Below are 21,543 nucleotides of genomic sequence, written 5' to 3' on the forward strand. Positions count from 1 at the left end.
CCATGAAAGGGAACGGCCGCTGAGAGCAGGGAGTTGCGGGTGCGCGTCGGACTGCTGACCCGGGAGTACCCGCCGGATGTGTACGGCGGTGCAGGCGTCCACGTGGAGTTCCTCGCCCGGGAGCTCAGACCGCTGGTCGACCTGGACGTGCACTGCTGGGGCGAGGGCCGCGCCGACGGCGTGGTGCGCCACCGGCCCTGGTCCACCCTCGACGGCGCCAACGACGCGCTGCGCACCTTCTCCGTCGACCTGGCCATGGCCGCCGCCCTCGAAGGCCGCGAGCTGGTCCACTCCCACACCTGGTACGCCAACCTCGGCGGCCACCTCGCCAAGCTCCTGTACGGCATCCCGCACGTGATGACCGCGCACTCCCTGGAACCGCTGCGCCCCTGGAAGGCCGAGCAGCTCGGCGGCGGCTACGAGCTGTCGAGCTGGGCCGAGCGCACCGCGATCGAGGCCGCCGACGCGGTGATCGCCGTCTCCGCCGCCATGCGCGAGGACATCCTCGGCTGCTACCCGGCCCTGGACCAGGACAAGGTGCACGTCGTGCACAACGGCATCGACACGAGCCTGTACCGGCCCGACCACGGCACGGACGCCCTGGACCGGATCGGCCTCGACCGCTCCCGCCCGTACGTGCTGTTCGTCGGCCGCATCACCCGCCAGAAGGGCGTGCCCCACCTGCTGCGCGCGGTGCGCGACATCGACCCGGCCGCGCAGGTCGTGCTGTGTGCGGGCGCACCGGACACGCCGGAGATCGACCAGGAGTTCCGCGAGCTGTTCGGGGAGCTGAGCCGAGTCCGCGACGGCGTGTTCTGGATCCCGAGGATGCTGCCGCGCCCGGAGGTGATCCAGCTCCTCACGCACGCCGCCCTGTTCGTCTGCCCTTCGGTGTACGAGCCGCTCGGCATCGTGAACCTGGAGGCGATGGCCTGCGGCACGCCCGTGGTCGCCTCGGCGGTCGGCGGGATACCCGAGGTCGTGGACGACGGCAGGACGGGCCTGCTCGTCCCGGCCGGCGACGGCTTCGAGGCGGGTCTCGCCCGGGCCATGGACTCCGTACTGGGCGACCCGGAGGCCGCCCGGCGGATGGGCGAGGCCGGGCGGGAACGCGCGGTCGGCGAGTTCGGTTGGGACGCGGTGGCCCGCCGCACGGTCCGGCTCTACGAGGAGATCCTGAAACAGGCTTAGTACGGGCTGCTCAGGGGCAGGCATCCGGAAATCGGCGTGAGGGGAGCGGCCATGCGTCGTGGTGGTCCTTCGGTTCTGGGAATCGTGCTGGCGGGCGGCGAGGGCAAGCGTCTGATGCCCCTGACCGCGGACCGTGCGAAACCCGCGGTCACCTTCGGCGGCACCTACCGCCTGGTCGACTTCGTCCTGTCCAACCTCGTGAACGCCGACGTCCTGCGCATCTGCGTCCTGACGCAGTACAAGTCGCACTCGCTGGACCGGCACATCACCACCACCTGGCGGATGTCCAGCCTGCTCGGCAACTACGTCACACCCGTGCCCGCCCAGCAGCGCCTGGGCCCGCGCTGGTACCTGGGCAGCGCCGACGCGATCCTCCAGTCGCTGAACCTGATCTACGACGAGCGCCCCGAGTACGTCGCCGTCTTCGGCGCCGACCACGTCTACCGCATGGACCCGCGCCAGATGCTCGCCCAGCACATCGACAGCGGAGCGGGCGTCACGGTGGCCGGGATCCGGGTGCCGCGCAGCGAGTCCTCGGCGTTCGGCGTGATCACTCCGGGCTCGGACGGGCAGACGGTGGAGCGCTTCCTGGAGAAGCCGGCGGACCCGCCCGGCCTGGTGGACGATCCCGAGATGGTCTTCGCCTCCATGGGCAACTACATCTTCACCACGAAGGCCCTCATCGAGGCGCTCCAGCGGGACGCGGAGGACGAGCACTCCGTGCACGACATGGGCGGCTCGATCCTGCCCCAGCTCACCGACCGGGGCGAGGCCGCGCTGTACGACTTCAGCGCCAACCACGTGCCCGGCGAGACCACCCGCGACCAGGGCTACTGGCGGGACGTCGGCACGCTGGACGCCTACTACGAGGCCCATATGGATCTGATCGCCGAGCGCCCGGCCTTCAACCTGTACAACCGCAGCTGGCCCATCTACACGCACTCGTACCAGCTCTCGCCGGCCCGCTTCAACGCCGGGGGCATCGCCAGCGAGTCCATCATCAGCGCCGGCTGTCTCATCCGCGGACAGGTCACGCGGTCCGTGCTGTCGCCGGGCGTGGTGGTCGACCCGGGGGCCGTCGTGCAGGGGTCGGTGCTGCACGACAACGTGCACATCGGCCGGGGCGCGGTGGTGCGCGGCGCCGTCCTCGACAAGAACGTCGAAGTGCCGCCGGGCGCGACGATCGGCGTCAACCCGGAGCGCGACGCGGAGCTGTACACGGTGTCCAAGGGCGGCGTCATCGCCCTCGGGAAGGGGCAGCTGGTCACCTGACGAGAGCGGCCGCGATGACGCCTCCCGGGTGACTCCCACGGGGTGCCCGGCGCCGCAACCCGTGCTGAACTGGCCGCACATGCACCATAAGTCCCGCCCCTCTCGCCGGGGCGGGACTTAATTTGGTGTTAACTGTACGTAGCCTGATCGTACTTGACCGTAATCGGCTGGGGGCGATTGACTGCTGGCCCACCCGTCGTCGACGCGAGGCAAGCCCTTGACTGCTGACCTGCTCGCTCCTCTCGACCTGGCGTTCTGGAACATCGAGTCCGCGGACCACCCGATGCACCTCGGCGCGCTCGGGATCTTCTCGGCCCACTCGCCCGCCGCCGGCGCCCACGCGGCCGACCTGCTCGCGGTCCGCGCCGCCGGCGTGCCCGGACTGCGGATGCGGATCCGCGACGTGTGGCAGCCGCTGCCCTCCGCGCTGCGCCGGCCGCTCGCCTTCGGCGGCGCCGCCCGCGAACCGGACCCGGACTTCGATGCCCTGAACCATGTGCGGCTGCACGCCCCGACCGCCGACTTCCACACGGTCGCGGGCCGGCCATGGGGCGTCCGCTGGAGCGTGGCCGGCCGCCGTGGGAAGCCCATGTGCTGCCCGGCGAGGACGGGGTCTCCTTCGCGGTGCTGTTCAAGTTCCACCACGCCCTGGCCGACGGCCTGCGGGCGCTGACTCTCGCCGCGGGCGTCATGGACCCGATGGACATGCCCGCACCCCGGCCCCGCCCCGCCGGCCCCGCGCGGCCTGCTGCCGGACGTGCGCGAGCTGCCGGGGATGGTGCGCGGCGCCCTGTCCGACGTGGGCCGGGCCCTGGACATCGGCACCTCCGTCGCCCGCTCCTCCCTCGACGTGCGCTCCACCCCCGCGCTCACCTGCGAGTCGAGCGGCACCCGCCGCACCGCCGGAGTGCTGCTCGACCTCGACGACGTGCACCGCGTCCGCAAGACCGTCGGCGGCACCGTCAACGACGTACTGATCGCCGTCGTCGCGGGCGCGCTGCGCCGCTGGCTCGACGAGCGCGGCGACGGCAGCGAGGACGTCGCGCCCCGCGCCCTGATCCCCGTCTCCAACCGCCGTCCGCGCACCGCGTACCCGCAGGGCAACCGGCTCTCCGGTTACCTGATACGGCTTCCGGTGCACGATCCGGACCCGCTGGCCCGCCTCGCCACGGTCCGTACCGCCATGGACCGCAACAAGGACGCCGGCCCCAACCGGGGCGCGGGCGCCGTCGCCCTGCTCGCCGACCACGTCCCGGCCCTCGCCCACCGGCTGGGCGGACCCCTGGTCGGACAGGCGGCCCGGCTCTGGTTCGACATCCTGGTGACCAGCGTGCCCCTGCCCAGCCTCGGCCTGAGGCTCGGCGGCAACCCGCTCACCGCCGTCTTCCCGTTCGCCCCGCTGGCCCCCGGCCACTCCGTGGCGGTGGCGGTCTCGACGTACCGGGGGAGCGTCCACTACGGGCTCGTCGCCGACGGCAGGGCCGTGCCGGACCTCGACCGGCTCGCGGCGGCCGTCTCGGAGGAGGTGCGCGATTTGATCACGGCCTGCCGGCCCTGAATAGCGCGGGTTTGGCGGTGCGGCCCGCCGCTGGCGTAAAATCCGCCGTTCGAAAGCGGGCGCGACCGGCGCGCCGCCACGGCAGAGCAGGGAAACGACAGCGGCGATGACGGTGACAGAGGACGGCCCGCAGGCCATGGACGAGGCGAGCGGGCTCTCGTACGGACCCGGCATCGACCCGGAGCGGCTGGCCGTCTGCCTCAGCGTGCTCGAGGAACTCGACAAGCTGGAGATCGACCACCCGGACGCCGTCGCCGTGCGCCGGGCCACCGCGGGCGTGTACCGCACGGTCAAGCAGCGCCGCCGCCAGGAGCGCCGGGCCGCCAAGACCGCCCACGACAAGGCGGTCACGGAGGCCACGGCGACCGGCTCCGCCCAGCGCATCGACGACGAGACCGAGGGCCTCCTGCCGTCGTCGGCCACCGAGGAGGGCAGGATCGCGGGGATACTCCAGCGCCCGCGCTCCTGCTACACCTGCAAGACCCGGTACGTGGAAGTCGACTACTTCTACCACCAGCTCTGTCCCGACTGCGCCCGGGTGAACCGCGCCAAGCGCGACGTCCGCGCCGACCTCACCGGCAAGCGCGCCCTGCTCACCGGCGGCCGGGCCAAGATCGGCATGTACATCGCGCTCAGGCTGCTGCGCGACGGCGCGCACACCACGATCACCACGCGCTTCCCGAAGGACGCCATCCGCCGCTTCAAGGCGATGGACGACTCGGCGGACTGGATCCACCGCCTGGAGGTCGTCGGCATCGACCTGCGCGACCCGGCCCAGGCCGTGGCCCTCGCGGAGCAGGTCGCCGAGGCGGGCCCGCTCGACATCCTCGTCAACAACGCGACCCAGACCGTACGCCGGCTGCCCTCCGCCTACGCCGCGCTGGTCGAGGGCGAGAGCGCCCCGCTGCCCGCCGGTGAGCTCCCCGCCCACCACGTCATCGGCGCCTTCAACTCCGGCGCGGTCGACGGCCTGGCCGCGCTGCCCCTCGGCGGCACCAGCGGTCTCGACGCCCAGCAGGTCGCCGACCTCGCCCTGGTCGCGGGCAACGCCAGCGTCGAACGGCACCTCGACGGCACGGCGATCGACGCGGGCGGGCTGGTCCCCGACGTCGTCGACAGCAACACCTGGGTGCAGACGATCGAGCAGATCTCCCCGGTGGAGCTGCTGGAGACTCAGCTGTGCAACTACACGGCGCCGTTCATCCTGATCAGCCGGCTCCGCCCGGTCATGGCCGAGGCCGCGAAGAAGGCGGCGAGCGGACGGGCGTACGTCGTGAACGTCTCGGCGATGGAGGGCGTCTTCGGCCGTGGCTACAAGGGTGCGGGACATCCGAACACGAACGCCGCCAAGGCCGCGATGAACATGGTGACGCGGACCAGTGCGCAGGAGATGTTCCAGACCGACGGGATCCTGATGACCTCGGTCGACACGGGGTGGATCACGGATGAGCGGCCTCACTACGACAAGCTGCGGCTCGCGGAGGCCGGATTCCACGCGCCGCTCGATCTGGTCGACGGTGCGGCCCGTGTGTACGACCCGATCGTGCGGGGTGAGGCGGGGGAGGATCTGTACGGGGTCTTTCTGAAGGACTACACGCCGGGGAAGTGGTAGGGGCTTCCCGGTTGGCGCCGGGTCGAGTGCGGCTTGTCGCGTCGGCTCCCGTCACCCACTCCGCCGCGTTGGGGGCGAGCCACAGAAGCTCGCCCGCGAGTTGCCGGGTCACGTGGAGGAGTGCTGCCTTGCTCGTGCCGTAGCCCGACGTCGGGGCGGACGTCGAGGCGGCCGGACTCGAGAAGGGCCGGCTTCGTCAGGCGCCGGGGACGGCCGGGGCCGGCGACGCTGCCGTTGAGCCCGATGCCGCCCGGTTCCCGGGCGGTGCGCCGTACCGCGGGGCGTCGCGCGCGGTGACGCACAGTCCGTCAGTCGACGGCCCCGAGGCGGCGGGAGTTGCGGGCCGCGAGCAGTTCCAGCACCGTGCGCCAGTCCTCCAGGACCCCGGCGTCGAAGCCGGCCGTACGGCCCTCCTCGGTCGCCTGGCGCAGGGCGAGGAGGGCCTCGTCGGCCGCGGCGTCCGGGCAGGGGCAGTGGCGTACGAGGTGGGAAACCCGCTCGCCGAGCAGGGCACGCACCACGTCGGCCGCGTGGTCCGCGCGCCCGGCCGGGTCGCCGGGCCACAACAGCACGCCTACGGGCTGCACCAGACCCGCCACTTGCAGTTCCTTGTCGGCCGGACGGCCCCGTCGCAGCAGCGCGGCGGTCCGCAGCGCGTGATCGTGCAGGTCGACCGGCGGGCGGTCGATGTCCGGGGTGACCCTGGTGCCCCGGCAGGCGTACAGCAGATCCATCAGCTCCTCGACGCTGCGCAGCTCCATGCGTCAGTCCTCCTGCGAGACAGCCGTTGCCGTACGGCAGCAGATCATGGGGAGCTTTCGACTCGGCCAACGGCACTTGAACTGCGCAACCGTCTGGAAACCGCCGGTGCGGGCTTACATCGTTCGGGTGATCCGCAAAACGTCCTTCCGCTGCTAAATCGGTGCGTAAACCCGAGTTGAACACGGGATGACGCGCGATCGTTACCGCTTGTTTTCAGCCCCATCGAGCGGGGGGTCGCTCATTTGGTTAGTCTGAGGCGGACGGGCAGCAGGACGGGACCCACACCCACGGTCCGTCATGGGACAAGCCGGTACACCACGGCCTGCGCTCCCGCGAGTTACCGGCGCCACCGCGTCCGAACTGCATTTGGCATCAGACCCGAGCGGGCGTCCGGCGCAGAGCAGGACCGGCGCGCACGTCCCGAGGGTGACCGACACATAAGGAGTGCGCGGTGACACCGGAGAAGACGAATCGCGAGCAACGCCCCAAGGAACGCACCGAGCGTAAGGGCCACCGGTCCGACGAGCTCGGCAGCCTCGACGTGTGGGCCCGTTCGGCCCCGATCCGCCTCGCGGGCTACGAGGAGGACCTCGCCGAGCCCCACATCCTGCCCAGCGTCGACTGACGGGGCGTCGACCCCTCCGCGTTCGCCGAGCGCATGGGCGTGCCAGACTCGCGCCCATGCTGATCAGGGAAGCAACGGCTGACGACTGGCCGCGCATCTGGCCGTTCTGGCACCGCATCGTCGCCGCGGGCGAGACCTACGCATGGGACCCGGGCACCTCCGAGGACGAGGCCCGGGTCCTGTGGATGGATCCGGCGAAACGCGTCTACGTCGTCGAGGACGACAGCGGCAGCATCGTGGCCTCCGCCTACCTCACCCCCAACTACGGCGGCGCCGCCGCCCGCATCGCCAACGCCGGGTTCATGGTCGACCCGGACCAGGGCGGCCGGGGCTACGGCCGTGCCCTCGCCGAACATCTCCTGACCGAGGCCAGGGCAGCCGGCTACCGCGGCATGGTGTTCAACGCCGTCGTCGAGACCAACCCGGCCGTGAAGCTGTGGACCTCCCTCGGCTTCACGATCCTCGGTACGGTGCCCGACGCGTTCGAGCACCCCCGGCACGGCCTCGTGGGACTGCACATCATGTACCGGGCGCTCTAGAGCATCAGGACATCGGTGCATGGCCGGCACCACTGTGTGGTCGGAAGGACCGTCCCCCGGACGGCCGTCAGGGACGCACGTACGGCCGCGTCATGATCTCCATGTTGTGGCCGTCCGGGTCGGCGAAGTACGCGCCGCGGCCCCCGAAGAGGTCGTTGACCCGGCCGGGCTCGGTGTGGCTCGGGTCGGCGTGGTAGGTGACCCCCAGCGCCTCCAGCCGGGCGATCATGGTGTCGAACTGCTCCTCGGGCACGAGGAACGCGTAGTGCTGCGACTGGATCGGCTCGTCGGTCTTCTCGTAGTAGTCGAGGGTCACGCCGTTGCCCAGGTCGACGGGCAGGAACGGCCCGAAGGGGGCGCCGACCTTCAGGCCCAGGACTGCCGCCAGGAACTCCGCCGACAGCTGGCGGTGCGAGGCGAAGACGACGGTGTGGTCGAGGTGGGCGACGGTGGCCGGCAGTTCGGGTGCGTGCTGTGCGTGGGACATGGGTGTGAATGGTCTCCGGGTCTCGGGATCCGTGGTGAAGCGCCGCAGCGGGCGCGAGGGGATGAGGAAACACGGAGACGGGAGGCGGGGCTCGTGCCCTCTCCGGCTCTCGGGCGGGCCCCGGCGGGGTCACCCCCGCCGCGCTCACGCAGAGGCCGGGCGCCTCACTCGTGCATGGCCTACGGCCGACCCGGCAGTCACCCGGCCGACTCTAGTTCATCGGCGCCGTACGCCGCCACGGGTTACGTTCCTGCAACTGCTGGGCCAGTCCCATGAGTTGGTACTCCGTGCCGGGGCGGCCCACCAGCTGCACGGCACACGGGGCGCCAGAGGGGAGGGTTCCGCAGGGGACCGACATGGCGGGCCAGCCGGTCAGGTTCCACGGGGGCGTCAGGGGCGAGTAGTTGGTGTTGGCCAGGACGTTGCTCAGCCAGCCCCGCTCGTGCCAGGGCGCGGCCTTCGGGGAGCGGCGGGCGAGCGCGGGCGTGAGCAGCACGTCGTACTCGGCGAAGAACGGCTCCAGCCGCCGGCGCAGCTGCTCCCGGGCCGCCCCGGAGCGCACCCGGCCCATGAAGGGCCGGCCGAGTCTCGCGTGGACCCGGGTGCGCCGGGTCAGCAGACGCGGGTCCAGATGCTGGGCGTCCGCGGCGGTGCCCGCCGTCCAGTGGGCCAGTGCGGTCGTGGCGAGCGACATCGGGTAGGGCGGATCGGCGCGCCTGACCTGGTGGCCCGCCTTCATCAGCACCCCGGCCGCCTCCCGCGCGGCCGTCGTGTACGGCCGGCTGATGGTGACGCCGGCCAGCGGACTGCGCAGCGACACGGCGATCCTGAAGGGGCCGGGCTCGGAGCGGAGGGCGGGTTCGTCGCCCGCGAGCACCGAGAGCATCAGGCGGGCGTCCTCGACGGTCGTGGCGAGCGGTCCGTTCTCCGACAATCCGAACCAGCCGCTGTCCCCGGCACCCGTCGGGACCACTCCGCGGCCCGGCTTGATGGTGACGAGGCCGCAGTTGGCGGCCGGTATGCGCAGGGAACCCATGCCGTCGTTGCCGAGGGCGATCGGCACCATCCCGGCGGCGACCGCGGCGGCACTGCCGCCCGACGAGCCACCTGCCGAGCGCGTCGAGTCCCAGGGGTTGCGGGCGGTGCCCAGCACGCCGTCCGTCGTGCCGAAGACACACAGTTCGGGCACGTTCGTCAGCCCCACGACCACTGCGCCGGCCGCCCGCAGCCGGGCCACCGTCACATGGTCCCGATCGGCCGGGGTGTCCGGTGTCGCGGCCGAGCCGACACGGGTGGACTCGCCGCGCACGGCGAGGTTGTCCTTGACGGCCACGGGCACCCCGGCCAGCGGCAGACGGTCGAAGTCGCCGCGTGCGGCCACCTCGTCGGCCTCGGCCGGCGCCGCCTCGGCGCGCACCGTGCGGAAGGCTCCGACGCGGCCGTCGAGCCGCTCGATCCGCGCGAGGTGCTCGGCGACCACCTCGCGTGGGGTGACCCGCTTCTCGCGTACGGCGGCGGATATCTCGGCGGCGGTGCGGCCGGCCCAGGTGGTCACAGAGGCTCCTCGGTGTGGAGGGACGGACTACTGGCGAGTACGTAGGAGAACTGTGCACCGGCCGGGGGCGCACGTCGAGGCCGGGTGACGTGATTCCGTGGCGCGGCGGCTGCGCCACTGGGGCCGACGAGATCCGGGCAGTGTAAGAACTGGTCCCAAGCATGGCTCCACCGACGCTCTGGCATGCCTGGGCGACCGGTCGTGGGCTCCCGGTTCCTGGATCCGCCCCTGGTGTGCTGTCCGGGGACGTTGGTGACGCTTCGAGTGGTGACGTCCCGGCTGCGGCGTGGATGGCGGGTGGCGCGGGGTGGTGGGAGACGCACGTCACATTCCTCGATGTCACATCGGGCCGAGCCACCGACTCATAGGGGCGTAAGCAATCGACAACGACAGAGGAGCTCACCATGAACGCGCGTCTGGACGTCTTCGCCATCCCGAGCGCCGGCAAGGTCATCAAGCAGTTCATGTCCCTGGGCCGGCTGGTCGTGGACTCACCGCTGCCGGCCGCCACCCGGGAGCTGGTCTCGCTCCGGGTGAGCCAGATCAACGGCTGCGCGGTCTGCATCGACATGCACACCAAGGAGGCCGCGGCGGCGGGTGAGACTTCCGTACGCATCAACCTGGTCGCCGCCTGGCGGGAGGCCACGGTCTACACCGAGGCCGAGCGCGCCGCACTCGAGCTGGCCGAGCAGGGGACCCGTATCGCGGACGGAGCCGGCGGGGTGTCCGACGAGGTGTGGGAGCGGGCCGCCAAGCACTACGACGAGGACCAGCTCGTCGCCCTGGTGACCCTGATCGCCTTCATGAACACGGCGAACCGGCTGAACGTCATCCTTCAGCAGCCGGCGGGCGACTACCAGCCCGGTCAGTTCGTGTAGCGGTAGCGCTGGTCGGACGACGGGCCGTGGGCCCGGGGGGACGAAGCCCCGGGCCTACGGCACGAGCTGTGCCCGGAGCCACTCCTCCACCTCGCCCACGTGCGCGGCCGCCGCCGCGCGGGCCGCCTCCGGGTCGTGGGCAACCAGGGCGCGGTGGATCGCGGCGTGTTCGCGGCGGGTGCGGGCGAAGGCGCCCTCCTCCTGGTAGCCGCGCCAGACACGGGCGCGGAACGTCCGCGACGACAGGCCCTCCAGGATCGCGGCCATGGTCTCGTTGCCCGCGGCCGCCGCGATCTCACGGTGGAAAGCCAGGTCGTGGGCGAGGATCTCCTCCGGATCGTCCGTGGCGTTCATCGCCGCCAGGTGCTTCTCGACCTCGGCCAGCTGGTCCGCGGTGATCCGGGCGGCGGCCAGCGCGGTCGCCGTCGACTCCAGGATCCGCCGGATCTCCAGCAGTTCCACCAGACGCGGGCCGCGCGACAGGTCCGCCACGACGCCGAAGGTCTCCAGCAGGTCGCCGGCCTCCAGCTGCGTCACGTAGATGCCCGACCCGTGCCGGGCCTCCAGCACGCCCAGCACCGTGAGCGCGCGGATCGCCTCCCGCATCGAACTGCGGGAGATGCCGAGCTGGGCGGCCAGATCGCGTTCGGTCGGCAGTCGCTGGCCCGGCTCCAGCAGGCCCTCGCCGATCATCGCCTTGATCCGCTCGATGGCGCGCTGCGTCACGGTGCCCTTCTGCGGAGCTGTCTCGTCGTCCACGCCATTCCTCCGATCACCGGCTGCGGCGCAGTCTAATCGGCGATGTGGTCGGACCACTACGCGCAAGAAGCGCGAAAAAATGGCGTTGCGGGGTGTTCTGGTGCGGGAGTGGTCTGATAAGTATGCGGGCATCTTCTGGAACACCGGTCGATGGGAGCGCCCTCGGATGCCCGGAAGCACCGTGCGCAAGCGGAACAGATCCCGGATCGCCGGTGCGGTGACCCTGGCCGTCGGCGCCTGTCTCGTGCTCGCCGCGTGCGTCACCACGGGCCGCGCCCAGGACTGACCCGCCCGCCTCCGCAACCGACCCGAAAGGCCCTCTGTGTCCTCGACGCCCGCCCGCATCATCGCGGTCGACACCCACGACATCCGCTTCCCCACCTCGCGCGAGCTCGACGGCTCCGACGCGATGAACCCGGACCCCGACTACTCGGCGGCCTACGTCGTCGTGCGCACGGACGCGGCCGACGGGCACGAGGGGCACGGATTCGCCTTCACCATCGGGCGGGGCAACGAGGTGCAGGTCGCCGCGATCGACGCGCTGCGCGGACACCTGACCGGCCGCTCCGTCGACGACCTGTGCGCCGACCCGTCCACCCTGAACCGCGACCTGATCGGCGACAGCCAATTGCGCTGGCTCGGCCCCGAGAAGGGCGTGATGCACATGGCGATCGGCGCGGTCGTCAACGCCGTGTGGGACCTGGCCGCCAAGCGCGCCGGGCTGCCCCTGTGGCGGCTGCTCGCCCAGGCCGAGCCCGAATGGCTGGTCCGACAAGTCGACTTCCGCTACCTCACCGACGCCCTCACCCCCGAGGAGGCCCTGACCCTCCTGCGCAGGGGCAGACAGGGCGCAGAGGAACGCACGGCCCGGCTGCTGGAGCGCGGCTACCCGGCCTACACCACCTCGCCCGGCTGGCTCGGCTACGACGACGAGAAACTCACGCGGCTCGCGGACCGGGCCGTCGCCGACGGCTTCCGGCAGATCAAGCTCAAGGTCGGCGCCGACCTCGACGACGACATCCGCCGCTGCCGCGTGGCCCGTTCGGTCATCGGCCCGGACGTCCGTATGGCCGTCGACGCCAACCAGCGCTGGGACGTCGACGAGGCGATCCGCTGGACCAAGGCCCTGGCCGAGTTCGGTCCGTACTGGATCGAGGAGCCCACCAGCCCCGACGACATCCTCGGCCACGCGGCGATCCGCCGGGCCGTCGCCCCCGTGAAGGTCGCCACCGGCGAGCACGTGCACAACCGGATCGTCTTCAAACAGCTCCTCCAGGCCGGCGCGCTGGACGTCGTCCAGATCGACGCGGCCCGGGTCGGCGGCGTCCCCGAGAACCTCGCGATCCTGCTGCTCTCGGCCAAGTTCGGCGTCCCGGTCTGCCCGCACGCGGGCGGCGTCGGCCTGTGCGAACTGGTCCAGCACCTGTCGATGTTCGACTACGTGGCCCTCACCGGAACCACCGAGGACCGCGTCATCGAATACGTCGACCACCTGCACGACCACTTCCTCGACCCGGTGGTCATCCGCGAAGGTCATTACACGGCACCCACCGCGCCGGGCTTCTCGGCCGCCATGCGGCCCGAGTCGCTGGCGCGGTACACCTACCCGGGCGGCGAGTTCTGGGCCGCCGACCTCGACAAACAGAAGAAAGGTCGGGCTGCATGAGCGACTTCGAGGGCATCAGGGCCCTGGTGACGGGCGGCGCCTCCGGCATCGGCCGGGCCGCCGCGGAACTCCTGGCCGACCGCGGCGCCCAGGTCGCCGTCCTCGATCTGGACCCATCGTCGGTCGACAAGCCGCTGCTGGCCTACCGCGCGGACGTCACCGACGACGCGTCCGTGCGCGAGGCCGTGGCGGCCGCGGTCGCCGACCTCGACGGGCTGGACGTCCTGGTCAACAACGCGGGCATCGGCGCCCAGGGCACCGTGGAGGACAACTCCGACGACGACTGGCACCGCGTCTACGACGTCAACGTCGTCGGCATGGTCCGCACCGCCCGCGCCTGCCTGCCCCACCTGCGCGCCTCCGCGCACGCGGCGATCGTCAACACCTGCTCCATCGCCGCCACCGCGGGCCTGCCGCAACGCGCCCTGTACAGCGCCACCAAGGGCGCCGTGTACGCGCTGACCCTCGCCATGGCAGCCGACCACGTCCGCGAGGGCATCCGCGTCAACTGCGTCAACCCGGGCACGGTCGACACACCGTGGGTCGGCCGCCTTCTCGACGCGGCACCCGACCCGGCCGCCGAACGCGCCGCCCTGGAGGCCCGCCAGCCCACCGGCCGCCTGGTCGGCGCCGGCGAGGTCGCGGGCGCCATCGCCTACCTGGCGAGCCCCCTGTCCGGCGCCACCACGGGCACCTCGCTCGCCGTCGATGGCGGCATGCAGGGCCTGCGGCTGCGCCCGGTGACCCGGTGAACCGGCTCGGCGGCAGTGGCGTCGAGGTCAGCGCCCTGTCCTTCGGCGCGGCCGCGATCGGCAACCTGTACACCGAGGTCGGCGAGGAGCAGGCCCACGAGGCCGTGGAGGCCGCCTGGCAGCGGGGCATCCGCTACTTCGACACCGCCCCGCACTACGGCCTCGGCCTGTCCGAACGCCGCCTCGGCGCCGCCCTGCGCGGCCACCCCCGCGACCGGTACACCGTCTCCACCAAGGTGGGCCGCCGCCTGGAGCCCACCGACGGCACCGGCGACGACCTGGCGGGCGGCTTCGCCGTGCCGGCCGCCCATCGCCGCGTCTGGGACTTCAGCGCCGACGGCGTCCGCCGCACCCTGGAGGCCAGTCTGGAACGCCTCGGCCTCGACCGGGTCGACATCGTCTACCTCCACGACCCGGACGAGCACGCAGAGTGGGCCTTCCGCGAGGGCTACCCGGCGCTGGAGAAGTGCCGCTCGGAGGGCGTGGTCGGGGCGATAGGCGCCGGGATGAACCAGGCGGAGATGCTCACCCGCTTCGTCCGCGACACCGACGTCGACGTGGTGCTGTGCGCAGGCCGCTACACCCTGCTGGACCAGAGCGCCCTCACCGGCCTGCTGCCCGCCGCCCAGGAACGCGGCACGTCCGTCGTCATCGGCGGCGCCTTCAACTCCGGCCTGCTGGCGAACCCGCAGCCGGGCGCGAGGTACAACTACACCGTCGCACCCTCCGACCTGGTCCAGCGGGCGCTGCGTCTGAAGTCCGTCGCCCACCGCCACGGCACCACGCTGCGCGCCGCCGCCCTGGCTTTCTGCGCCGCCCACCCGGCCGTCGCGAGCGTCCTCGTCGGAGCCCGCTCGGCACACGAAGTCCGCGACTGCGCCCACCAGTTCGCCGCCCGCGTGCCCGCCGCCTTCTGGCAGGAGCTGCGCGCCAAGGGCCTGCTGCCCGCCGACGCCCCCGTGCCCGGCGAGGAACCGTCCGAGGCGCCGGCGAAGGAGCCGTCATGAGAATCGCCCTGCACACCAAGGTCCGCGCCGACCGCATCGCCGACTACGAGGCCGTCCACCGGGAGGTGCCCGGGGAACTCACCGACGCCATCCGCGCGGCCGGTGCCACCTCCTGGACGATCTGGCGCAGCGGCACCGACCTGTTCCACGTCCTGGAGTGCGAGGACTACGCCCGCCTCCTCGCCGAGTTGGAGAAACTGCCGGTCAACGTCGCCTGGCAGGCCCGCATGGCCGAACTGCTGGACGTCGTGCACGACTACTCCGGCGAGGGCGCGGACGCCGGCCTGCCCGTCGTCTGGGAGCTGCCGTCATGACCGTGGTCGACGCCCACCACCACGTCTGGGACCTGTCCGTGCGGGACCAGGACTGGATCGCCGAAGGCAGCCCGATCCGGCGCGATTTCACGGTGGAGGATCTCGTGGTCGAGGCTCGCGCGGCGGGCGTCGACCGCACCGTCCTCGTCCAGACCGTCACCGTACCCGAGGAGACCCCGGAGTTCCTGGCCCTGGCCGCAGGGCACGAGCTGATCGCCGGGATCGTCGGCTGGACCGACCTCACCCGCCCCGACGTGGCCGACGAGCTGGCCCGGCTGCGGGAACTGCCCGGCGGGCGGTACCTCAAGGGCATCCGGCACCAGGTCCAGGGCGAGCCGGATCCCGAGTGGCTGCTGCGTCCGGACGTACGCCGCGGCCTGACCGCCGTGGCCGACGCGGGGCTGGTCTACGACCTGGTCGTACTGCCCCACCAGCTCCCGGCCTGCACCGAAGCGGCCGCCGGTCTGCCCCAACTCACCTTCGTCCTCGACCATTCGGGCAAGCCGCCCATCGCCTCCGGGGCCCTCGAACCCTGGGCGTCCGACCTCCGCGCCCTCGCCGCGCAGCCCAACACCGTCTGCAAGGTCTCCGGCATGGTCACCGAAGCCGACCTCGCGTCCTGGACGATCGACGACCTGCGCCCGTACGCCGGCACGGTGCTGGAGGCCTTCGGCCCGGACCGCCTGATGTTCGGCTCGGACTGGCCGGTGTGCACCCTCGCGGCGACCTACGGCGACGTGCTCGACGCGGCACGCCGGCTGACCGGCCCGACGGAGCACGCCCGAATCTTCGGGGCCACCGCCACCCGCGTCTACGACCTCTGAACGGTCTCCGCCAGCCGCGTCGGCGGCAGGTACTCCCGTACGTACGTCCGCTCCCAGCACGCGCCCGTCTCAATCAGCTCGCGCCACGTCGTGTAGCGGTAGCGGAACAGGCGGGCGCGCACGTACCGCGGGGGCTCGTCCGGCGGGAACGGCGAGCGGCGCAGCAGCTTCAGCGTGTCGCGGTCGTTCTCCAGCAGCCGCTCCACCAGCGCGCCGAACCAGGACCCGGCGTAGGCGGGGGAGAGCGCCGCGAACCACATCAGCCAGTCGAGCCGCAGGTGGTACGGCGCGAACTGGCGCGGCCAGTGCCGGGGGTCACCGGGCTTGCCCTTGAACTCGTACTCCCGCCAGTCCGAGTCCTCACGCGGTACGTCGTCGGCCGTGCCCTCGACGACCACCTCGTAGCGGACCCGGCTGACGCTGCCGAACGCGCCGTAGGTGTTGACCAGATGGAGCGGGTCGAAGGAGCGGTTCATCACCTGGCGGCGGGAGATCATGTTGCGGACCGGGTGGTAGCTGAGCCCCACCAGCAGCGCGGCGACCGCGAGGACCACGACCACGTACCAGAGCGGCGCGTCGGGCACCGACGGCGGATCGCTCGGGAACCGCACCGCCGACAGGGCCAGCACGATGGTGATCCAGTTCAGCCAGGCGAAGTTGCCCGACAGCACCAGCCACAGCTGGGTGACGATCATCAGTGCGGCGGCGGCCGTCGCGACCGGCTGCGGGGCGAACAGCAGGAACGGCACCACGAGTTGGGTGACGTGGTTCGCGGCCACCTCGACCCGGTGCAGGGGCCTGGGCAGATGGTGGAAGAACCAGCTCAGCGGGCCGGGCATCGGCTGCGTCTCGTGATGGTGGTCCAGGCACGTCAGCTTCCGCCAGCACTCGTCGCCCCGCATCTTGATCAGCCCCGCGCCGAACTCCACACGGAACAGGATCCACCGCAGCAGGAACAGCACGACGACGGGCGGCGCCACCTCGTCGTTGCCGAGGAACACGGCGAGGAAGCCGACCTCCAGCAGCAGCGACTCCCAGCCGAACGAGTACCAGGTCTGCCCGACGTTGACGATCGACAGGTACAGCACCCACGGCACCAGCCACAGCAGCATGCCGCCCCACAGGGGCAGCAGCGAGTCCAGCCCGGCCAGCAGCGCCGCCGACACCGCGCAGCCCGCCCGCGCGCAGACGGAGAAGAAGCGGTCCGAGTAGTGCAGCTGGAACAGGCTCGGCGCCCGCTTGAACGGCACCCTCTCGACGAACCCCGGCACCGGCAGCATGCCGCGCTGCCCGATCAGCGGGCGGAACTGCAACGCCGCCGTCAGGAACGCGACCAGGTACACGGCGGCCAGCGCCCGCTGGAAGACCAGCCGGCTCAGCCAGTAGTCGGACGCGGTGAACCAGTCCACGGCCGTGCGCTCCTCCCAGTGCGTCGCCGGATCCTGGTGTCACGCTCCGTGTACCACCGCTCCGGTTGCGTAACCCGAGTGAGTGAAGCAAACAATAGTGACTAATTACCTCATATGTGACGAAGCGAGCTGGAGGGTGAGGTGCGGACACCGACCGGGACCTTCGTCACGGCCTGCGCGCTCTCCGCGGTGCTCTTCCTCTCGGGCTGCGGTGGCGACGGCGACGGCGAGGGCGACGCCGCGGGCGCCGGCGGGACACTCTTCCTCCAATCGGCCGCGGCCCAGGGGCCGAACCCCTTCACGGACTCCACGGCCACCACGACGCCTACCCCGTCCCCCACCCCCCGAACGCCGGAGACGGCCCGCCCGGGAGGCGCCGTCCCGGTCTCCGCCGCACTGAGCGGCCTGCGCTCGCTCTCCGGCGGGGCGCCCGGCCTGTACGGCGGCATCGAGCGGACCGGCAGCTGCGACGTCGCCCGGCAGATCGGCCACCTCACCCGCGACCGGGCCAGGACGCGCGCCTTCGCCCGGGTCACGGGCGTCTCCGCGGTTTCCGTCCCGGACCATCTGCGCGGACTGACCCCGGTCGTGCTGCGCGCGGACACCCGCGTCACCAACCACGGCTTCCGGGCCGGCCGGGCCGTCGGCTACCAGGCCGTACTCCAGGCGGGCACCGCGGTCCTGGTCGACGACCGGGGCGTGCCGCGCGTCCGGTGCGCCTGCGGCAACCCGCTCCGCCCGCCGGTGGCGATGCGCGGCACGCCGGCCGTCAAGGGCACCCCTTGGCCCGGCTACCGGCCCGGCCAGGTCATCGTCGTGGCCCCCGCCCCGCAGGCCATCGCCGGCTTCACGATCGTCGACGTCACCACCCGCACCTGGATCGAACGGCGCACCGGCCACGACGTACGCCGCGACCGGGCCCTGCCGCCACCGGTCTGGGCGACGGACCCGTCGGCACCGGCGTCGGTGCCGTCCGAGCCGCCGCCCCTCGCCCCGCGCGAGCCCGCCGTCTCCCCGGACCTGGACAGCGCCTCCCCCTGGGACGTGAGCTCCCCGAGTGACATGAGCCCCCCCGGCCGCCGTCACGGACACCCCACCGGCCGACGACACCGGCCCGCTGCCCGGCGAACCGTCCCCCGAAGACCCCGGCGGCCTCGACGAGGCCGGCCCCGACACCGTGCCGGACAGCCCCGATCCGCCCGACGGAGCCGGGCTGATTCCCGACGATCCGGCCGCCGACAGCATCCTCGGCAGCCCCACGGACGTCTTCGGTAACTGAGGGCCGGTCCGGCGGAGCGGCCCGTAAACTCAGCACACATCCGGTCGAAGAGTCGGACGAATCCTGGCAAGGTGGGCCCATGGCTGATCGGGGAGCGAGCGCCCTGTCACTCCCGGACGACTGGCCCGCCCATCCGGACGCGATCCTCGCGCTCAACCGGATGGGCACCTTCGACTGGGATCTGGACACCGGCCTGATGCAGATGGACGCCCAGGCCCACGAGATCTTCGACGTGCGCCCCGACGAGTACGACGACCACCCCGAGACCCTCTCCCAGCGCGTCCCGCCCGGCGAGGCCCGGCGCCTGGACACCGCGGTCACCCAGGCCCTCAAGGACGGCAGCGAGAACTACGGCGCCTACTTCCGCATCCGGTGCCGCGACGGCTCCATGCGCTGGACCCACACCCAGGGCTACATCCGGCGCGACGACACCGGACGGCCCCGCCGCATCATCGGCATCGTCCGGGACGCCACCCGGGAACTCGCCGAGAGCGAGGCCCGCAGCGACCAGGCCGCCCAGGACGAGGCCCGCCGCCGGCAGACCAGCGTCGTCGAACTCACCACGGCCGCCCTCGCCCACGCCCGCACCGTCCAGGACGTCATCGACGTCCTCAAGGACACCCACGGCCTCACCCACCTGGGCGCCACCAGCCTCGTCATGGGCCTGGTCAAGGCCGGCCGTATCCGCCTGGTGGCCGAGGGACCCTCGGACAGCTTCGTGCCCGGCACCCGCATCACGCGGATCGACGAGCCCTACCCGATGAGCGAGGCCGTACGGACCCTCGCCCCCTGCTTCATCGAGTCGCCGGAGGAGTTCGCCGAGCGCTACCCGATCCTCTGGCCGCACATCACCGGCCTGAACATCACGTCGGCCGCCTATCTGCCGCTCATCGTCCAGGCACGGCCGATCGGCGCGATGGGCCTGCTCTACAGCGACCGGCGCGGCTTCACCCCCGAGGAGCGCAACATCCTCGTCGCCCTCGGCAGCAGCATCGCGCAGAGCCTCCAGCGGGCCATGTTCTACGAGCAGGAGATGGACCTCGCGCAGGGCCTCCAGCAGGCCATGCTGCCCCGGACCATCCCGAGCGTGCCCGGCGCCGACATCGCCGTCCGCTACCGCGCCGCCACCATCGGGGGCTCCGTCGGGCGCGACATCGGCGGCGACTGGTACGACCTGATCCCGCTGCCCGGCGGCCGGGTCGGCGCCGTCATCGGTGACGTCCAGGGCCACGACACGCACGCGGCGGCCGTGATGGGCCAGTTGCGCATCGTGCTGCGCGCCTACGCCGCCGAGGGGCACACCCCGGCGACCGTGATGGCCCGCGCCTCCGTCTTCCTGCACGAACTCGACACCGACCGCTCCGCGACGTGCCTCTACGCGGAGGCCGACCTGTCCACCGGCGTGCTCCAGATGGTCCGGGCCGGCCACATCGATCCGCTCGTGCGGCGCACCGACGGCTCCTGCCGCCGCGTCACCGTCCCGGGCGGGCTGCCGCTCGGCCTGTCCGCCGAGTTCGGCCGCCTCGAATACCCGGTGGGCACCGTGGAGCTGGACCCGGGCGAGACGCTGCTGCTGTGCACCGATGGCCTGGTGGAGCAGCCCGGCGCCGACCTCGACGACGGCATGCGCACCCTCACCGCGCTCGTCGAGACCGGCCCCGACGACGTACGGGACCTCGCCGACCGGCTCATCGACGTGGCCGCCGAGCGCGGCGGCGACGACGACGTGGCGCTGCTCCTGCTGCGCCGGCGCGGCCCGGAAGGCCCGCAGTCCGGCCGTCTGCTCCAGCGGCACGTCGCCCCCGGCGATCCGGCGGCCCTGGCCGATGCCCGGCACATGATCCGCACCGCGGCCGGGGTCTGGGGAGCCCGGGACCGCGCCGACGAGATCGAACTGGTCGCCGACGAGCTGATCACCAACGCCCTGATGCACACCGAGGGCTCCGCCATCGTCACCCTGCGGGCCCTCACCGGCGCCGAGCACCGGCTGCGCGTCGAGGTCGAGGACTCCTCCAGCGCCCTGCCGCGCCGCCGCGAGGCGGGCGAGTCGGGCGTCTCCGGGCGGGGCCTGCTGCTGGTCGAGCTGCTCACCGACGTGTGGGGCGTGGAGGCGCGCGGCGGCGGCAAGGCCGTGTGGTGCGAGTTCGTGGTGCCCGACCCCGACTGATCCCACGTGGCACTCTGGACCTATGCCGGAACTCCCCGAGGTCGAGGCGCTCAAGGACTTCCTCACCGAGCACCTCGTCGGCCACGAGATCGTACGGGTGCTGCCCGTCGCGATCAGCGTCCTGAAGACGTACGACCCGCCCCTGTCCGCGCTGGAGGGCCACGAGGTCGCCGCCGTACGCCGGTACGGCAAGTTCCTCGACGTCGGGACCGCGGACGGCCCGCACTTCGTGACGCACCTGGCCCGCGCCGGCTGGCTGCACTGGAAGGACCGCCTCCCCGACGGCCCGCCCCGCCCCGGCAAGGGTCCCCTCGCGCTGCGTGTGGCCCTGGAGACCGGCGCCGGGTTCGACCTGACCGAGGCCGGCACCCAGAAGCGGCTCGCCGTCTACGTCGTGGGGGACCCGCGGGAGGTCCAGGGCATCGCCCGGCTCGGCCCGGACCCGCTGGCCGACGACTTCGACGAGCGGCGCTTCACGGAACTGCTGGCCGGTGAACGGCGCCAGCTCAAGGGCGCGTTGCGCGACCAGAGCCTGATCGCGGGCGTGGGCAACGCCTACAGTGACGAGATCCTGCACGCGGCGAAGATGTCGCCCTTCAAGCTGGCCGCGTCCCTGAGCGAGGCGGAGACCGAACGGCTGTACGCGGCCCTGCGCGACACGCTCACCGAGGCGGTCGAGCGCTCCCGGGGCGTGGCGGCCGGCCGGCTGAAGGCCGAGAAGAAGAGCGGCCTGCGCGTGCACGGCCGCACCGGCGAGCCCTGCCCGGTGTGCGGTGACACCATCCGCGAGGTGTCCTTCAGCGACTCCTCGCTCCAGTACTGCCCGACCTGCCAGACGGGCGGCAAACCGCTGGCGGACCGCAGGCTGTCCCGGCTGCTGAAGTGAC

19 protein-coding genes and 1 pseudogene are annotated in these 21,543 nt (G+C 72.3%); 15 read left to right on the forward strand and 5 right to left on the reverse strand.

All coding sequences use genetic code 11. The annotated features are described in order from the left end of the window. The first annotated feature begins 39 nt into the window (after positions 1 to 39). The 4 genes and pseudogenes from glgA to V8690_RS38625 all read left to right on the forward strand — a co-directional run bounded on the left by glgA (position 40) and on the right by V8690_RS38625 (position 5,633). A complete protein-coding gene (gene glgA, locus V8690_RS38610; RefSeq protein ID WP_338784674.1) occupies positions 40 to 1,191 on the forward strand; it encodes a glycogen synthase in 1,152 nt (383 codons plus the stop codon). A gap of 51 nt (positions 1,192 to 1,242) precedes the next feature. Next, on the forward strand, positions 1,243 to 2,463 hold the full coding sequence (gene glgC / locus V8690_RS38615) for a glucose-1-phosphate adenylyltransferase (RefSeq protein ID WP_338784675.1): 1,221 nt from the start codon (positions 1,243 to 1,245) through the stop codon (positions 2,461 to 2,463). 217 nt (positions 2,464 to 2,680) lie between these two features. After that, positions 2,681 to 4,021: pseudogene (locus V8690_RS38620) on the forward strand (wax ester/triacylglycerol synthase family O-acyltransferase). Between the two features lie 106 nt (positions 4,022 to 4,127). Continuing rightward, complete coding sequence (locus V8690_RS38625) at positions 4,128 to 5,633, forward strand: SDR family NAD(P)-dependent oxidoreductase (protein ID WP_338784676.1); 1,506 nt, start codon at positions 4,128 to 4,130, stop codon at positions 5,631 to 5,633. Positions 5,634 to 5,941: 308 nt separating this feature from the next. Here the strand turns inward: V8690_RS38625 and V8690_RS38630 are convergent, their stop codons facing one another. Then, positions 5,942 to 6,394, reverse strand: a complete 453-nt coding sequence (locus V8690_RS38630) for a hypothetical protein (protein WP_338784677.1) — start codon at positions 6,392 to 6,394, stop codon at positions 5,942 to 5,944. A gap of 452 nt (positions 6,395 to 6,846) precedes the next feature. On the opposite strand from V8690_RS38630, the gene V8690_RS38635 reads away from it, so the two are divergent. Together V8690_RS38635 and V8690_RS38640 are read left to right on the forward strand one after the other, a co-directional pair. Beyond that, on the forward strand, positions 6,847 to 7,020 hold the full coding sequence (locus tag V8690_RS38635; protein ID WP_107084056.1) for a hypothetical protein: 174 nt from the start codon (positions 6,847 to 6,849) through the stop codon (positions 7,018 to 7,020). Positions 7,021 to 7,076: 56 nt separating this feature from the next. Next, positions 7,077 to 7,559, forward strand: coding sequence for a GNAT family N-acetyltransferase (locus V8690_RS38640; RefSeq protein ID WP_338784678.1), 483 nt, complete (start codon positions 7,077 to 7,079; stop codon positions 7,557 to 7,559). A 67-nt stretch (positions 7,560 to 7,626) separates the two neighbouring features. Here V8690_RS38640 and V8690_RS38645 read toward each other — a convergent pair whose 3' ends face one another. Together V8690_RS38645 and V8690_RS38650 are read right to left on the reverse strand one after the other, a co-directional pair. Continuing rightward, positions 7,627 to 8,046, reverse strand: coding sequence for a VOC family protein (locus V8690_RS38645; RefSeq protein ID WP_338784679.1), 420 nt, complete (start codon positions 8,044 to 8,046; stop codon positions 7,627 to 7,629). Between the two features lie 211 nt (positions 8,047 to 8,257). Continuing rightward, entirely contained in the window at positions 8,258 to 9,601 is a 1,344-nt protein-coding gene (locus V8690_RS38650) for an amidase family protein (protein WP_338784680.1), read from the reverse strand. A 404-nt stretch (positions 9,602 to 10,005) separates the two neighbouring features. On the opposite strand from V8690_RS38650, the gene V8690_RS38655 reads away from it, so the two are divergent. Beyond that, entirely contained in the window at positions 10,006 to 10,479 is a 474-nt protein-coding gene (locus tag V8690_RS38655) for a carboxymuconolactone decarboxylase family protein (RefSeq protein ID WP_338784681.1), read from the forward strand. A gap of 54 nt (positions 10,480 to 10,533) precedes the next feature. Here V8690_RS38655 and V8690_RS38660 read toward each other — a convergent pair whose 3' ends face one another. Next, complete coding sequence (locus V8690_RS38660) at positions 10,534 to 11,238, reverse strand: FadR/GntR family transcriptional regulator (RefSeq protein WP_338784682.1); 705 nt, start codon at positions 11,236 to 11,238, stop codon at positions 10,534 to 10,536. 322 nt (positions 11,239 to 11,560) lie between these two features. Here V8690_RS38660 and V8690_RS38665 point away from each other — a divergent pair, with 322 nt between their 5' ends. Genes V8690_RS38665 through V8690_RS38685 form a run of 5 tightly spaced genes read left to right on the forward strand, consistent with a single transcriptional unit; the run spans position 11,561 to position 15,801 of the window. Beyond that, complete coding sequence (locus V8690_RS38665; protein ID WP_338784683.1) at positions 11,561 to 12,904, forward strand: L-fuconate dehydratase; 1,344 nt, start codon at positions 11,561 to 11,563, stop codon at positions 12,902 to 12,904. After that, a complete protein-coding gene (locus tag V8690_RS38670; protein WP_338784684.1) occupies positions 12,901 to 13,656 on the forward strand; it encodes an SDR family oxidoreductase in 756 nt (251 codons plus the stop codon). Before V8690_RS38665 ends, V8690_RS38670 begins: the two co-directional genes overlap by 4 nt. Further along, a complete protein-coding gene (locus tag V8690_RS38675) occupies positions 13,653 to 14,663 on the forward strand; it encodes an aldo/keto reductase (RefSeq protein WP_338784685.1) in 1,011 nt (336 codons plus the stop codon). Before V8690_RS38670 ends, V8690_RS38675 begins: the two co-directional genes overlap by 4 nt. Further along, positions 14,660 to 14,977 carry an L-rhamnose mutarotase gene (locus V8690_RS38680; RefSeq protein WP_338784686.1) on the forward strand — a complete coding sequence of 106 codons (318 nt, stop codon included), beginning with the start codon at positions 14,660 to 14,662 and terminating at the stop codon, positions 14,975 to 14,977. The genes V8690_RS38675 and V8690_RS38680 overlap by 4 nt, the downstream gene beginning before the upstream one ends. After that, positions 14,974 to 15,801 carry an amidohydrolase family protein gene (locus V8690_RS38685; protein ID WP_338784687.1) on the forward strand — a complete coding sequence of 276 codons (828 nt, stop codon included), beginning with the start codon at positions 14,974 to 14,976 and terminating at the stop codon, positions 15,799 to 15,801. Before V8690_RS38680 ends, V8690_RS38685 begins: the two co-directional genes overlap by 4 nt. Here V8690_RS38685 and V8690_RS38690 read toward each other — a convergent pair. Then, positions 15,789 to 17,210 carry a lipase maturation factor family protein gene (locus tag V8690_RS38690; RefSeq protein WP_338784688.1) on the reverse strand — a complete coding sequence of 474 codons (1,422 nt, stop codon included), beginning with the start codon at positions 17,208 to 17,210 and terminating at the stop codon, positions 15,789 to 15,791. The two genes, V8690_RS38685 and V8690_RS38690, sit on opposite strands and share 13 nt — an antisense overlap. Positions 17,211 to 17,351: 141 nt before the next feature. Here V8690_RS38690 and V8690_RS38695 point away from each other — a divergent pair, with 141 nt between their 5' ends. From V8690_RS38695 to V8690_RS38705, 3 genes are all read left to right on the forward strand, one after another. Further along, positions 17,352 to 18,485, forward strand: a complete 1,134-nt coding sequence (locus V8690_RS38695; RefSeq protein WP_338784689.1) for a DUF6777 domain-containing protein — start codon at positions 17,352 to 17,354, stop codon at positions 18,483 to 18,485. Between the two features lie 83 nt (positions 18,486 to 18,568). Next, positions 18,569 to 20,656 (forward strand): SpoIIE family protein phosphatase, encoded by a 2,088-nt coding sequence (locus V8690_RS38700; RefSeq protein WP_338784690.1) that lies wholly within the window; start codon positions 18,569 to 18,571, stop codon positions 20,654 to 20,656. A gap of 22 nt (positions 20,657 to 20,678) precedes the next feature. Next, positions 20,679 to 21,542: a DNA-formamidopyrimidine glycosylase family protein gene (locus V8690_RS38705; RefSeq protein WP_338784691.1), complete on the forward strand. Its 864-nt coding sequence runs from the start codon at positions 20,679 to 20,681 to the stop codon at positions 21,540 to 21,542. Position 21,543 lies beyond the last annotated feature (1 nt).

The organism is Streptomyces sp. DG1A-41 (assembly GCF_037055355.1).
Lineage (GTDB): Bacteria > Actinomycetota > Actinomycetes > Streptomycetales > Streptomycetaceae > Streptomyces.

Coding starts and splice junctions, on each gene's coding strand:
- glgC (WP_338784675.1), top strand. CDS start 1,243: ATGCGTCGTGGTGGTCCTTCGGTTCTGGGAATCGTGCTGGCGGGCGGC.
- V8690_RS38680 (WP_338784686.1), top strand. CDS start 14,660: ATGAGAATCGCCCTGCACACCAAGGTCCGCGCCGACCGCATCGCCGAC.
- V8690_RS38705 (WP_338784691.1), top strand. CDS start 20,679: ATGCCGGAACTCCCCGAGGTCGAGGCGCTCAAGGACTTCCTCACCGAG.
- V8690_RS38625 (WP_338784676.1), top strand. CDS start 4,128: ATGACGGTGACAGAGGACGGCCCGCAGGCCATGGACGAGGCGAGCGGG.
- V8690_RS38700 (WP_338784690.1), top strand. CDS start 18,569: ATGGCTGATCGGGGAGCGAGCGCCCTGTCACTCCCGGACGACTGGCCC.
- V8690_RS38640 (WP_338784678.1), top strand. CDS start 7,077: ATGCTGATCAGGGAAGCAACGGCTGACGACTGGCCGCGCATCTGGCCG.
- V8690_RS38630 (WP_338784677.1), bottom strand. CDS start 6,394: ATGGAGCTGCGCAGCGTCGAGGAGCTGATGGATCTGCTGTACGCCTGC.
- V8690_RS38670 (WP_338784684.1), top strand. CDS start 12,901: ATGAGCGACTTCGAGGGCATCAGGGCCCTGGTGACGGGCGGCGCCTCC.
- V8690_RS38685 (WP_338784687.1), top strand. CDS start 14,974: ATGACCGTGGTCGACGCCCACCACCACGTCTGGGACCTGTCCGTGCGG.
- V8690_RS38655 (WP_338784681.1), top strand. CDS start 10,006: ATGAACGCGCGTCTGGACGTCTTCGCCATCCCGAGCGCCGGCAAGGTC.
- V8690_RS38645 (WP_338784679.1), bottom strand. CDS start 8,046: ATGTCCCACGCACAGCACGCACCCGAACTGCCGGCCACCGTCGCCCAC.